Below are 13,487 nucleotides of genomic sequence, written 5' to 3' on the forward strand. Positions count from 1 at the left end.
AGAGAAAGCAATGAAAGCTCTGCTCGATCTATTCAAGCAAGTCCAACAGGAAGAAGTTTTCGACGCGATCAAGATCGGTCTGGCTTCGCCTGACAAGATCCGTTCGTGGTCGTTCGGCGAAGTGAAGAAGCCGGAGACCATCAACTACCGTACGTTCAAGCCGGAACGCGATGGTCTCTTCTGCGCGAAGATCTTCGGGCCGATCAAGGACTACGAGTGCCTGTGCGGCAAGTACAAGCGCCTGAAGCACCGCGGCGTGATCTGTGAGAAGTGCGGCGTCGAAGTGACGCTGGCGAAGGTGCGTCGCGAACGGATGGGCCACATCGAACTGGCCTCGCCGGTCGCGCACATCTGGTTCCTGAAGTCGCTGCCGTCGCGTCTGGGCATGGTGCTCGACATGACGCTGCGCGACATCGAACGCGTGCTGTACTTCGAAGCATACGTGGTGATCGAACCGGGCATGACGCCGCTGAAGGCGCGGCAGATCATGACCGAAGAGGATTACTACAACAAGGTCGAGGAATACGGCGACGAATTCCGTGCCGAAATGGGCGCGGAAGGCGTGCGTGAACTGCTGCGCGCGATCAACATCGACGAGCAGGTCGAGACGCTGCGCACCGAGCTGAAGAACACCGGCTCGGAAGCGAAGATCAAGAAGTACGCGAAGCGCCTGAAGGTCCTCGAGGCATTCCAGCGCTCGGGCATCAAGCCCGAGTGGATGATCCTCGAAGTGCTGCCGGTGCTGCCGCCGGAACTGCGTCCGCTCGTGCCGCTGGACGGCGGCCGTTTCGCGACGTCGGACCTGAACGACCTGTACCGCCGTGTGATCAACCGTAACAACCGGTTGAAGCGTCTGCTCGAGCTGAAGGCACCTGAAATCATCGTCCGCAACGAAAAGCGGATGCTGCAGGAAGCCGTCGACTCGCTGCTCGACAACGGTCGTCGCGGCAAGGCGATGACGGGTGCGAACAAGCGTCCGCTGAAGTCGCTCGCCGACATGATCAAGGGCAAGGGCGGCCGTTTCCGTCAGAACCTGCTGGGCAAGCGCGTCGACTACTCGGGCCGTTCGGTCATCGTGGTCGGCCCGACGCTGAAGCTGCACCAGTGCGGTCTGCCGAAGCTGATGGCGCTCGAGCTGTTCAAGCCGTTCATCTTCAACAAGCTGGAAGTGATGGGCGTCGCGACGACCATCAAGGCTGCGAAGAAGGAAGTCGAGAACCAGACGCCGGTGGTGTGGGACATCCTCGAAGAGGTGATCCGCGAGCACCCGGTGATGCTGAACCGTGCGCCGACGCTGCACCGTCTCGGTATCCAGGCGTTCGAGCCGGTGCTGATCGAAGGCAAGGCAATTCAGCTGCACCCGCTCGTCTGCGCGGCGTTCAACGCCGACTTCGACGGTGACCAGATGGCCGTTCACGTGCCGCTGTCGCTCGAAGCGCAGATGGAAGCGCGTACGCTGATGCTGGCGTCGAACAACGTGCTGTTCCCGGCCAACGGCGATCCGTCGATCGTGCCGTCGCAGGATATCGTGCTGGGTCTGTACTACGCGACCCGCGAAGCGGTCAACGGCAAGGGCGAAGGCCTGTCGTTCACGGGCGTGTCGGAAGTGATCCGCGCGTACGAGAACAAGGAAGTCGAGCTGGCCTCGCGCGTCAACGTGCGGATCACCGAAATGGTCCACAACGAAGACACGTCGGAAGGCGCGCCGCCGTTCGTGCCGAAGATCTCGCTGTATGCGACGACCGTCGGCCGCGCGATCCTGTCGGAGATCCTGCCGCACGGCCTGCCGTTCTCGGTGCTGAACAAGCCGCTGAAGAAGAAGGAAATCTCGCGCCTGATCAACACGGCGTTCCGCAAGTGCGGTCTGCGTGCGACGGTGGTGTTTGCCGACCAGCTGATGCAGTCGGGTTTCCGTCTCGCGACGCGTGCCGGCATTTCGATCTGCGTGGACGACATGCTCGTGCCGCCGCAGAAGGAAACGATCGTCGGCGACGCCGCGAAGAAGGTGAAGGAGTACGACCGCCAGTACATGTCGGGTCTCGTCACCGCGCAGGAACGCTACAACAACGTGGTCGACATCTGGTCGGCAACGTCGGAAGCGGTCGGCAAGGCGATGATGGAGCAGCTGTCGACGGAGCCGGTGACGGACCGCGACGGCAACGAGACGCGCCAGGAGTCGTTCAACTCGATCTACATGATGGCCGACTCGGGCGCCCGGGGTTCGGCGGTTCAGATTCGTCAGCTGGCCGGTATGCGTGGCCTGATGGCGAAGCCGGACGGCTCGATTATCGAGACGCCGATTACCGCGAACTTCCGCGAAGGTCTGAACGTGTTGCAGTACTTCATCTCGACCCACGGTGCACGTAAGGGTCTGGCTGATACGGCACTGAAGACCGCGAACTCGGGTTACCTGACGCGTCGTCTCGTCGACGTCACGCAGGATCTGGTCGTCGTGGAAGACGATTGCGGCACGTCGAACGGCGTGGCGATGAAGGCACTCGTCGAAGGCGGTGAAGTCGTCGAGGCGCTGCGCGACCGTATCCTCGGTCGCGTTGCGGTTGCGGACGTCGTGAACCCGGAAACGCAGGAGACGGTGTACGAATCGGGCACGCTGCTCGACGAAACGGCGGTCGAGGAAATCGAACGCCTCGGCATCGACGAAGTGCGCGTGCGCACGCCGCTGACCTGCGAAACGCGCTACGGTCTGTGTGCATCGTGCTACGGCCGTGACCTCGGCCGCGGCTCGCTCGTGAACGTCGGCGAAGCAGTCGGCGTGATCGCGGCACAGTCGATCGGTGAACCGGGCACGCAGCTGACGATGCGTACGTTCCACATCGGTGGTGCGGCATCGCGTGCGGCAGTCGCTTCGTCGGTCGAAGCGAAGAGCAACGGTATCGTCCGCTTCACGGCGACGATGCGTTACGTCACGAACGCGAAGGGCGAGCAGATCGTCATTTCCCGTTCGGGCGAAGCGATGATCACCGACGATTTCGGTCGCGAGCGCGAGCGTCACAAAGTGCCGTACGGCGCGACGCTGCTGCAACTCGACGGCGCGACGATCAAGGCAGGCACGCAGCTCGCCACGTGGGATCCGCTGACGCGTCCGATCATCACCGAGTACGGTGGCACGGTGAAGTTCGAGAACGTCGAGGAAGGCGTGACCGTCGCGAAGCAGATCGACGACGTGACCGGCCTGTCGACGCTGGTCGTGATCGACGTGAAGCGTCGTGGTTCGCAGGCTTCGAAGAGCGTGCGTCCGCAGGTCAAGCTGCTCGACGCGAACGGCGACGAAGTGAAGATTCCGGGCACGGAGCACGCGGTGCAGATCGGCTTCCAGGTCGGCGCACTGATCACCGTGAAGGATGGCCAGCAGGTGCAGGTCGGTGAAGTGCTCGCACGTATCCCGACGGAAGCGCAGAAGACGCGTGACATTACCGGCGGTCTGCCGCGGGTGGCGGAACTGTTCGAAGCGCGTTCGCCGAAGGATGCCGGCATTCTCGCGGAAGTCACCGGTACGACGTCGTTCGGTAAGGACACGAAGGGCAAGCAGCGTCTCGTCATCACGGATCTCGAGGGCAACCAGCACGAGTTCCTGATCGCGAAGGAAAAGCAGGTTCTGGTTCACGATGCACAGGTCGTCAACAAGGGCGAAATGATCGTGGACGGTCCGGCCGATCCGCACGACATCCTGCGTCTGCAGGGTATCGAGGCGCTGTCGCGCTACATCGTCGACGAAGTGCAGGACGTGTATCGTCTGCAGGGCGTGAAGATCAACGACAAGCACATCGAGGTGATCGTTCGCCAGATGCTGCGTCGTGTGCAGATCACCGACAACGGCGATACGCGCTTCATCCCGGGCGAACAGGTCGAGCGTTCCGACATGCTGGACGAGAACGATCGCATGATCGCCGAGGACAAGCGTCCGGCTTCGTACGACAACGTGCTGCTCGGTATCACGAAGGCATCGCTGTCGACCGACTCGTTCATCTCCGCGGCATCGTTCCAGGAAACGACCCGCGTGCTGACCGAAGCGGCGATCATGGGCAAGCGCGACGATCTGCGCGGCCTGAAGGAAAACGTGATCGTCGGCCGCCTGATTCCGGCCGGTACGGGTCTCGCGTTCCACAAGGCACGCAAGGCGAAGGAATCGTCGGATCGCGAGCGTTTCGACCAGATCGCAGCGGAAGAGGCGTTCGATTTCGGCACGCCGAGCACGCCTGCTGCGGAAGAGCCGCAACAGCACCCGGCAGCCGAGTAAGCGCGGGCGGCGCGAGCCGCCTTGCCTCACCACGCTGTCACCGAGACCGCCCGGTTTTGCCGGGCGGTTTTTTTTCATCTGTCGTTCGCGTGCATGACGCGCCTGTGCCGTGCCGGCCTCGCTTGCTCGCGACGGACGTGCGGCCTGACTGCCAGCGCCGCCGAAGCCGTCGCAATCACTTGCGGCGCGGTCGCTGCAGGCTCGTCATGCACGCGAACGAACCCTGGCCGAATGGCCAAAACCGCACGATTCGCCCCGCGTCCCGCGAGCGGGTTGTTAAAATTGCGGTCATCGTCCAGCCGTCCCCGTCCTCTTCCATGTCCCGCGCCCTCGAAATCCTCGACGAAGTATTTGGTTATCCCGCATTTCGCGGCCAGCAGGGCGAAATCGTCGAACACGTCGCCGGCGGCGGCGATTGTCTCGTGCTGATGCCGACCGGCGGCGGCAAGTCGCTGTGCTATCAGATTCCGGCGCTGCTGCGTCGCGAGGCCGGACAGGGTGCCGGTATTGTCGTGTCGCCGCTGATCGCGCTGATGCAGGACCAGGTCGCCGCACTGAGCGAAGTGGGCGTGCGCGCGGCGTACCTGAATTCGACACTGTCGGGCGCCGAGGCCGCGGCGACCGAGCGGGCGCTGCGTGAAGGCGAAATCGACCTGCTGTATGTCGCGCCCGAACGGCTGATGACGGGGCGCTTCCTCGACCTGCTCGAGCGCGCGAAGATCGGCCTGTTCGCGATCGACGAAGCGCACTGCGTGTCGCAATGGGGGCACGATTTCCGCCCGGAATACATCCAGCTGTCGGTGTTGCACGAGCGATTTCCGTCGGTGCCGCGCATCGCATTGACCGCGACGGCCGATGCGATCACGCGCGACGAGATCATCCACCGTCTCGCGCTCGACGACGCGCGCGTGTTCGTGTCGAGCTTCGACCGTCCGAACATCCGCTACCGGATCGTCGAAAAGGACAACGCGCGATCGCAGCTGCTCGATTTCATCCGCGCCGAACACACGAATGCCGACGGCACGACGGATGCGGGTGTCGTCTATTGCCTGTCGCGTCGCAAGGTCGAGGAAACGGCCGAATGGCTGAAGGCGCAAGGCGTGCGTGCGCTGCCGTATCACGCGGGGATGGAGTTCGAGGTGCGGCAGAAGCACCAGGAAATGTTCCAGCGCGAGGAAGGCATCGTGATGTGCGCGACGATCGCGTTCGGCATGGGCATCGACAAGCCGGATGTGCGCTTCGTCGCGCACCTCGATCTGCCGAAGAGCGTCGAAGGCTACTACCAGGAAACGGGCCGCGCGGGCCGCGACGGGATGCCCGCGAATGCGTGGATGGCTTATGGGCTCGGCGACGTCGTCCAGCAGCGCAAGATGATCGACGAATCGGATGCGGACGACGCGCACAAACGTGTCCAGACGTCGAAGCTCGACGCGCTGCTCGGGCTGTGCGAGACGATCTCGTGCCGCCGCGTGCGGCTGCTGAACTACTTCGGCGAGGAGAGCAAGCCGTGCGGCAACTGCGATACGTGCCTCGAGCCGCCCGCTTCATGGGACGCGACGCGTGAGGCGCAGATGGCGCTGTCGTGCGTGTTCCGCGCGCAGCGCGCGAGCGGCTTCAATTTCGGCTCGAGCCACCTGATCGAGATCCTGCGCGGCGGGCGCACCGAGAAGGTGTTGCAGCGGGGCCACGACCAGCTGACGACGTTCGGGATCGGCGCGTCGCTGTCGGAGCCCGAGTGGCGCGCGATATTTCGGCAGCTCGTCGCGTACGGCTACCTGGCCGTCGATCACGGCGGCTTCGGTGCGCTCGTGCTGACCGAGGCCGCGAAGCCGGTGTTGAAGAACGAGGAGAAGGTCACGCTGCGCCGCTATGTGAAGCCGCAGCGCACGCGCCAGTCGTCGGGCCGCAGCGGCACGCGCGTCGACCCGACCGCCGGCATGGGCACGCGCGAGCGCGCAAGGTGGGATGCGCTGCGCGCGTGGCGCGCGGAAACGGCGAAGACAGACGGCGTGCCGGCCTACGTGATCTTCCACGACGCGACGCTCGCCGAGATCGCACGCAACGCGCCGGAGACGATCGACGACCTGCGCCATATCCCCGGCATGGGGGTGCGCAAGCTGGAGCGCTTCGGCGACGAGATCATCGACGTCGTCGAGTCTGCCTGACACAGGCGTTCCGACCCTTCCGGTAAACCACGCGTCCGGCCGACGAATCACGCAAGCCGTTGACTTAGTTGGTATTTCCGGAATATGATGCTGGGTTCCGGTATTCGGTGGGCCGAGTTGCGTTCGAAAGCTCGCACCCGTTTCGCCGGTTCGGAAGTCAACTGTGCGCCGATTCTCGCTTTGCCCGAAATCGATGTGCAGATTTTGTTCAATTTCAGGAATAAACAATGCCAACCATCAACCAACTGGTTCGCAAAGGCCGTCAGTCGGAAACGACGAAGAGCAAGAGCCCGGCCCTGCAGGACTGCCCCCAGCGTCGCGGCGTGTGCACCCGTGTGTACACGACGACGCCGAAGAAGCCGAACTCGGCACTCCGTAAGGTCGCCAAGGTTCGTCTGACGAACGGCTTCGAAGTGATTTCGTACATCGGCGGTGAAGGCCACAACCTGCAGGAACACTCGGTTGTGCTGATCCGCGGCGGCCGTGTGAAGGACTTGCCGGGTGTGCGTTACCACATGGTTCGCGGCTCGCTGGATACCCAGGGCGTCAAGGACCGTAAGCAAGCGCGCTCGAAGTACGGCGCGAAGCGTGCAAAGGCTGCCAAGTAAGCAGTTTTTGATCAGGGATCGCCGCAGGGCGGTCAAGGCGGGAGTGCCGGATTGCCGGTGCTGTCGAGTAAGTGGTCACCCGGCCAAGCTGGTTAGTCGTGAAGATGTGATCGGGTTTGTTGGTGGCCGCGGAGCTGGAACCAGCTCCAACTGAACAAGTAAAGGAAGAATCATGCCGCGTCGTCGCGAAGTCCCCAAGCGGGAAGTGTTGCCGGATCCGAAGTTCGGTAACGTTGATGTAGCCAAGTTCATGAACATGCTGATGCTGTCCGGCAAGAAGTCGGTCGCAGAGCGCATCGTTTATGGCGCATTCGAACAGATCCAGACCAAGGGTGGCAAGGACCCGCTGGAAGTGTTCACGGTTGCGCTCAACAACGTCAAGCCGGTGGTCGAAGTGAAGAGCCGTCGCGTTGGTGGTGCCAACTATCAAGTTCCGGTCGAAGTGCGCCCGTCGCGTCGTATGGCATTGGCGATGCGCTGGCTGCGTGAGGCTGCGAAGAAGCGCAGCGAGAAGTCGATGGCTCTGCGCCTGGCAGGTGAACTCTCCGAAGCGGCCGAAGGCCGTGGCGGCGCGATGAAGAAGCGCGATGAAGTTCACCGCATGGCAGAAGCCAACCGCGCGTTCTCGCATTTCCGTTTCTAAGCGCCTGGCTGGGCTGTTTGCGGAAATAAATTCCGGGCGGGTGCGCTTTTCAGGCGCCTCGCCCGTTTGTGTTGAAGCATGATGCAGCAGGGCTGCATCGTGTCATCCCAGTAGAGGATCAAAGTGGCTCGCAAGACTCCTATCGAGCGCTACCGCAATATCGGTATTAGCGCTCACATCGACGCCGGCAAAACGACGACGACCGAGCGCATTCTGTTTTACACCGGTGTGAACCACAAGATCGGTGAAGTCCACGACGGCGCAGCCACGATGGACTGGATGGAGCAGGAACAGGAGCGTGGTATCACGATCACGTCCGCTGCTACCACGGCCTTCTGGAAGGGCATGGGCGGCAACTATCCGGAACACCGCATCAACATCATCGACACTCCGGGCCACGTCGACTTCACGATCGAAGTGGAGCGTTCGATGCGCGTGCTCGACGGCGCGTGCATGGTGTACTGCGCAGTGGGCGGCGTGCAGCCGCAGTCGGAAACGGTGTGGCGCCAGGCTAACAAGTACAAGGTGCCGCGTCTTGCGTTCGTCAACAAGATGGACCGTACCGGCGCGAACTTCTTCAAGGTCTACGACCAGCTCCGTCTGCGCCTGAAGGCGAACCCGGTTCCGGTCGTGGTGCCGATCGGCGCGGAAGAAAACTTCAAGGGCGTCGTCGACCTGATCAAGATGAAGGCGATCATTTGGGACGAAGCGTCGCAAGGCACGAAGTTCGACTACGTCGACATCCCGGCCGAGCTCGCAGAGACCTGCAAGGAATGGCGCGAAAAGATGGTCGAAGTGGCTGCTGAAGCCAGCGAAGACCTGATGAACAAGTACCTGGAAGAAGGCGATCTGCCGGAAGCCGACATCGTCAAGGCGCTGCGTGACCGTACGATCGCGTGCGAAATCCAGCCGATGCTGTGCGGTACCGCGTTCAAGAACAAGGGCGTGCAGCGTATGCTCGACGCCGTGATCGACTTCCTGCCGTCGCCGGTCGACATCCCGCCGGTCAAGGGCGAGCTCGAAAACGGTGAAGAAGCTGAGCGCAAGGCGTCGGACGACGAGAAGTTCTCGTCGCTCGCGTTCAAGATCATGACCGACCCGTTCGTCGGCCAGCTGATCTTCTTCCGTGTGTACTCGGGCGTCGTCAACTCGGGCGACACGCTGCTGAACTCGACCAAGGGCAAGAAGGAACGCCTCGGCCGTATTCTGCAGATGCACGCGAACCAGCGTGAAGAAATCAAGGAAGTCCGTGCAGGCGACATCGCTGCTGCGGTCGGCCTGAAGGAAGCGACCACCGGCGACACGCTGTGCGATCCGGCAAACCCGATCGTGCTCGAGCGCATGGTGTTCCCGGAGCCGGTGATTTCGCAGGCTGTCGAGCCGAAGACCAAGGCTGACCAGGAAAAGATGGGCTTGGCGCTGAACCGTCTGGCACAGGAAGATCCGTCGTTCCGCGTGCAGACCGACGAAGAGTCGGGCCAGACCATCATTTCGGGCATGGGCGAGCTCCACCTCGAAATTCTGGTCGACCGGATGAAGCGTGAATTCGGCGTGGAAGCGACCGTCGGCAAGCCGCAGGTTGCATACCGCGAAACGATCCGTTCGACGGCGAAGGACGTCGACGGCAAGTTCGTCAAGCAGTCGGGTGGTCGCGGCCAGTACGGTCACGCGGTCATCACGCTCGAGCCGAACGAACAAGGCAAGGGCTACGAGTTCTTCGACGAGATCAAGGGTGGTGTGATTCCGCGTGAATACATCCCGGCGGTCGACAAGGGTATCCAGGACACGCTGAAGTCGGGCGTGCTGGCCGGCTTCCCGGTCGTCGACGTGAAGGTTCACCTGACGTTCGGTTCGTACCACGACGTTGACTCGAACGAAAACGCGTTCCGCATGGCCGGTTCGATGGCGTTCAAGGAAGCAATGCGCAAGGCGAACCCGGTCGTCCTCGAGCCGATGATGGCTGTCGAAGTCGAGACGCCGGAAGACTACATGGGCAACGTGATGGGCGACCTGTCGGGCCGTCGCGGTATCGTCCAGGGCATGGAAGACATGGTTGGCGGCGGCAAGATCGTGCGCGCCGAAGTACCGCTGTCGGAAATGTTCGGCTATTCGACGTCGCTGCGCTCGCTGACGCAAGGTCGTGCAACGTACACGATGGAGTTCAAGCACTACGCTGAAGCTCCGCGCAACGTTGCTGATGCGATCATCAGCGCGAAGTCGAAGTAATTCGCTATCTCAATCGATAATTTTTGAAAGAAGAGAATCATGGCAAAAGGTAAATTCGAGCGGACCAAGCCGCACGTGAACGTTGGTACGATTGGTCACGTTGACCACGGCAAGACGACGCTGACGGCAGCGATCACGACGGTTCTGACGAAGAAGTTCGGCGGCGAAGCGAAGGCGTACGACCAGATCGACGCGGCACCGGAAGAAAAGGCACGCGGCATCACGATCAACACGGCACACGTCGAGTACGAAACGGCTAACCGCCACTACGCACACGTCGACTGCCCGGGCCACGCTGACTATGTGAAGAACATGATCACGGGCGCAGCGCAGATGGACGGCGCGATCCTGGTTTGCTCGGCAGCAGACGGCCCGATGCCGCAAACGCGTGAGCACATCCTGCTGGCGCGTCAGGTTGGCGTTCCGTACATCATCGTGTTCCTGAACAAGTGCGACATGGTGGACGACGCTGAACTGCTCGAGCTGGTCGAGATGGAAGTTCGCGAACTCCTGTCGAAGTACGACTTCCCGGGCGACGACACGCCGATCGTGAAGGGTTCGGCCAAGCTGGCGCTGGAAGGCGACACGGGCGAGCTGGGCGAAGTGGCGATCATGAGCCTGGCAGATGCGCTGGACACGTACATCCCGACGCCGGAGCGTGCAGTTGACGGCGCGTTCCTGATGCCGGTGGAAGACGTGTTCTCGATCTCGGGCCGTGGTACGGTGGTGACGGGTCGTGTCGAGCGCGGCATCGTGAAGGTCGGCGAGGAAATCGAAATCGTCGGTATCAAGCCGACGGTGAAGACGACCTGCACGGGCGTTGAAATGTTCCGCAAGCTGCTGGACCAAGGTCAGGCAGGCGACAACGTCGGTATCCTGCTGCGCGGTACGAAGCGTGAAGACGTGGAGCGTGGCCAGGTTCTGGCGAAGCCGGGTTCGATCACGCCGCACACGCACTTCACGGCTGAAGTGTACGTGCTGAGCAAGGACGAAGGCGGCCGTCACACGCCGTTCTTCAACAACTACCGTCCGCAGTTCTACTTCCGTACGACGGACGTGACGGGCTCGATCGAGCTGCCGAAGGACAAGGAAATGGTGATGCCGGGCGACAACGTGTCGATCACGGTGAAGCTGATTGCTCCGATCGCGATGGAAGAAGGTCTGCGCTTCGCAATCCGTGAAGGCGGCCGTACGGTCGGCGCTGGCGTCGTCGCCAAGATCCTCGACTAAGATCGACGATCCGCGGGTCCTTCCGGGACCCGCGATCCTGCGGTATGCAGTTGTACCGTCGAAACCGGGTGTTCAGCTTGCGCTGGCACCCGGTTTTTCTTTATGGCGTGCCGTCCGCACATTGACAAACCCGCACCACCTCTCCGATTTTTCGTGTAGAATCGCGGGCTTAGCAGTGGAAGTACCGTTCGGAACCTGTCGCTTCGCTCCCCGCAGGCAGCAGGTTTCGCGTTCTTTTAGTGTCCGGCGGTGCAACATCGCCTCGCTCTTTTCAAGGAATCGTCATGCAGCAACAGAAAATCCGCATTCGCCTGAAGGCTTTCGACTATCGTCTGATCGATCAATCGGCTGCCGAAATCGTCGATACCGCGAAGCGGACTGGCGCAATCGTCCGTGGCCCGGTGCCGCTGCCGACGCGCATTCAGCGTTTTGACATCCTGCGTTCGCCGCACGTCAACAAGACGTCGCGCGATCAGCTCGAAATCCGTACCCACCAGCGCCTGATGGACATCGTCGATCCGACCGACAAGACGGTTGACGCGCTGATGAAGCTCGACCTGCCGGCTGGCGTCGACGTGGAAATCAAGCTGCAGTAAGGCTTTCGGCGCCTTCCGGCTTGCCGGGTGGCGCTAAGTCTTTGTATTGCTTGCGGAAATCGAGAAGTTGGGCTATACTGCTTGGCTTTTCGCGTATTCGCGTAAAAAAGTTGGGCCTTGCGTGCCCGGCATTTTGTAAATCAGCCCCGACCAATCGCAGTCGGGAATGGAGAAAATGATGAGCCTTGGACTCGTAGGTCGCAAGGTTGGCATGACCCGTATCTTCACGGCTGAAGGGGATTCGATTCCTGTCACCGTGCTGGACGTGTCGGACAACCGCGTGACGCAGATCAAGACTGTTGAAACCGACGGCTACACGGCCGTGCAGGTTGCATTCGGCTCCCGTCGTGCATCGCGCGTGACGAAGCCGCTGGCAGGTCATCTCGCCAAAGCCGGTGTCGAAGCCGGTGAAATCCTCAAGGAATTCCGCATTGACGCGGCCAAGGCAGCTGAGCTGTCGAATGGCGCCGTGGTCGGTGCTGATCTTTTCGAAGTGGGCCAGAAGGTCGACGTGCAAGGCGTGTCGATCGGTAAGGGCTACGCCGGTACGATCAAGCGTTACAACTTCTCCTCCGGCCGTGCGACGCACGGTAACTCGCGCTCGCACAACGTGCCGGGCTCGATCGGTATGGCGCAGGATCCGGGTCGTGTTTTCCCGGGTAAACGCATGACGGGTCACATGGGTGACGTGACGGTGACGGTGCAGAACCTCGAAATCGCTCGTATCGACGCAGAGCGCAAGCTGCTGCTCGTGAAGGGTGCGATTCCGGGCGCGAAGGGCGGCAAGGTCTTCGTGACGCCGGCCGTCAAGACCAAGGGGGCGAAATAATGGAACTCAAGCTCCTGAACGAAAATGGTCAGGAAGGTGCAGTGGTCAACGCATCGGACGTCGTGTTCGGTCGTGACTACAACGAAGCGCTGATCCACCAGGTCGTCGTCGCTTACCAGGCGAATGCTCGCCAGGGTAACCGCGCACAGAAGGACCGTGAGCAAGTCAAGCACACGACCAAGAAGCCGTGGCGCCAGAAGGGTACGGGCCGTGCTCGTGCCGGTATGTCGTCGAGCCCGCTGTGGCGTGGCGGTGGTCGTATCTTCCCGAATTCGCCGGAAGAAAACTTCTCGCACAAGGTCAACAAGAAGATGCATCGCGCAGGTCTCTGCTCGATCTTCTCGCAGCTGGCCCGTGAAGGCCGTCTGTCGGTCGTCGAGGACATCATCCTCGAAGCGCCGAAGACCAAGCTGCTGGCCGACAAATTCAAGACCATGGGTCTCGACTCCGTGCTGATCATCACCGACACGGTTGACGAAAACCTGTACCTGGCATCGCGCAACCTGCCGCACGTGGCAATTGTCGAGCCGCGCTACGCTGACCCGCTGTCGCTGATCTACTTCAAGAAAGTGCTGGTCACGAAGGCTGCGGTCGCCCAGATCGAGGAGTTGCTGTCATGAGCGAGATTCGCAAGAACGATCATCGTTTGATGCAGGTCCTGCTCGCACCGGTGATCTCGGAAAAGGCGACGCTGGTTGCCGACAAGAACGAGCAAGTCGTGTTCGAAGTCGCACCGGATGCCACGAAGCAGGAAGTGAAGGCGGCTGTCGAGCTGCTGTTCAAGGTTGAAGTTGATTCCGTCAACGTGCTGGTTCAGAAGGGCAAGCAAAAGCGCTTTGGCCGTTCGATGGGCCGCCGCAAGGACGTGAAGAAGGCGTACGTTTGCCTGAAGCCCGGCCAGGAAATCAACTTTGAAGCGGAGGCCAAGTAAT

At 61.6% G+C, this 13,487-nt stretch carries 10 protein-coding genes; all 10 read left to right on the top strand.

From position 1 onward, the window contains the following. Positions 1-10: 10 nt before the first annotated feature. Positions 11-4,258, top strand: coding sequence for a DNA-directed RNA polymerase subunit beta' (gene rpoC / locus DPV79_RS22970; RefSeq protein WP_021161759.1), 4,248 nt, complete (start codon positions 11-13; stop codon positions 4,256-4,258). 317 nt (positions 4,259-4,575) lie between these two features. Then, entirely contained in the window at positions 4,576-6,423 is a 1,848-nt protein-coding gene (gene recQ, locus DPV79_RS22975; protein WP_021161761.1) for a DNA helicase RecQ, read from the top strand. Positions 6,424-6,650: 227 nt separating this feature from the next. Next, positions 6,651-7,031 (top strand): 30S ribosomal protein S12, encoded by a 381-nt coding sequence (gene rpsL, locus DPV79_RS22985; protein ID WP_006400662.1) that lies wholly within the window; start codon positions 6,651-6,653, stop codon positions 7,029-7,031. Between the two features lie 172 nt (positions 7,032-7,203). Next, entirely contained in the window at positions 7,204-7,674 is a 471-nt protein-coding gene (gene rpsG / locus DPV79_RS22990) for a 30S ribosomal protein S7 (protein WP_006477195.1), read from the top strand. A 123-nt stretch (positions 7,675-7,797) separates the two neighbouring features. Further along, complete coding sequence (fusA, locus tag DPV79_RS22995; RefSeq protein ID WP_021161762.1) at positions 7,798-9,900, top strand: elongation factor G; 2,103 nt, start codon at positions 7,798-7,800, stop codon at positions 9,898-9,900. Between the two features lie 39 nt (positions 9,901-9,939). Then, on the top strand, positions 9,940-11,130 hold the full coding sequence (gene tuf / locus DPV79_RS23000) for an elongation factor Tu (protein ID WP_057056448.1): 1,191 nt from the start codon (positions 9,940-9,942) through the stop codon (positions 11,128-11,130). Between the two features lie 284 nt (positions 11,131-11,414). Next, positions 11,415-11,726: a 30S ribosomal protein S10 gene (gene rpsJ / locus DPV79_RS23005; RefSeq protein WP_004199280.1), complete on the top strand. Its 312-nt coding sequence runs from the start codon at positions 11,415-11,417 to the stop codon at positions 11,724-11,726. Between the two features lie 178 nt (positions 11,727-11,904). Next, positions 11,905-12,555, top strand: a complete 651-nt coding sequence (gene rplC / locus DPV79_RS23010) for a 50S ribosomal protein L3 (protein ID WP_006482922.1) — start codon at positions 11,905-11,907, stop codon at positions 12,553-12,555. After that, complete coding sequence (gene rplD / locus DPV79_RS23015) at positions 12,555-13,175, top strand: 50S ribosomal protein L4 (protein ID WP_006477192.1); 621 nt, start codon at positions 12,555-12,557, stop codon at positions 13,173-13,175. Before rplC ends, rplD begins: the two co-directional genes overlap by 1 nt. Beyond that, positions 13,172-13,486 (top strand): 50S ribosomal protein L23, encoded by a 315-nt coding sequence (gene rplW / locus DPV79_RS23020; protein ID WP_004199275.1) that lies wholly within the window; start codon positions 13,172-13,174, stop codon positions 13,484-13,486. Before rplD ends, rplW begins: the two co-directional genes overlap by 4 nt. Position 13,487 lies beyond the last annotated feature (1 nt).

It is taken from the genome of Burkholderia reimsis (genome assembly GCF_003294055.1).
GTDB lineage: Bacteria > Pseudomonadota > Gammaproteobacteria > Burkholderiales > Burkholderiaceae > Burkholderia > Burkholderia cepacia.

Coding starts and splice junctions, on each gene's coding strand:
- rplW (WP_004199275.1), top strand. CDS start 13,172: ATGAGCGAGATTCGCAAGAACGATCATCGTTTGATGCAGGTCCTGCTC.
- rpsJ (WP_004199280.1), top strand. CDS start 11,415: ATGCAGCAACAGAAAATCCGCATTCGCCTGAAGGCTTTCGACTATCGT.
- tuf (WP_057056448.1), top strand. CDS start 9,940: ATGGCAAAAGGTAAATTCGAGCGGACCAAGCCGCACGTGAACGTTGGT.
- rpoC (WP_021161759.1), top strand. CDS start 11: ATGAAAGCTCTGCTCGATCTATTCAAGCAAGTCCAACAGGAAGAAGTT.
- rpsL (WP_006400662.1), top strand. CDS start 6,651: ATGCCAACCATCAACCAACTGGTTCGCAAAGGCCGTCAGTCGGAAACG.
- rpsG (WP_006477195.1), top strand. CDS start 7,204: ATGCCGCGTCGTCGCGAAGTCCCCAAGCGGGAAGTGTTGCCGGATCCG.
- recQ (WP_021161761.1), top strand. CDS start 4,576: ATGTCCCGCGCCCTCGAAATCCTCGACGAAGTATTTGGTTATCCCGCA.
- rplC (WP_006482922.1), top strand. CDS start 11,905: ATGAGCCTTGGACTCGTAGGTCGCAAGGTTGGCATGACCCGTATCTTC.
- rplD (WP_006477192.1), top strand. CDS start 12,555: ATGGAACTCAAGCTCCTGAACGAAAATGGTCAGGAAGGTGCAGTGGTC.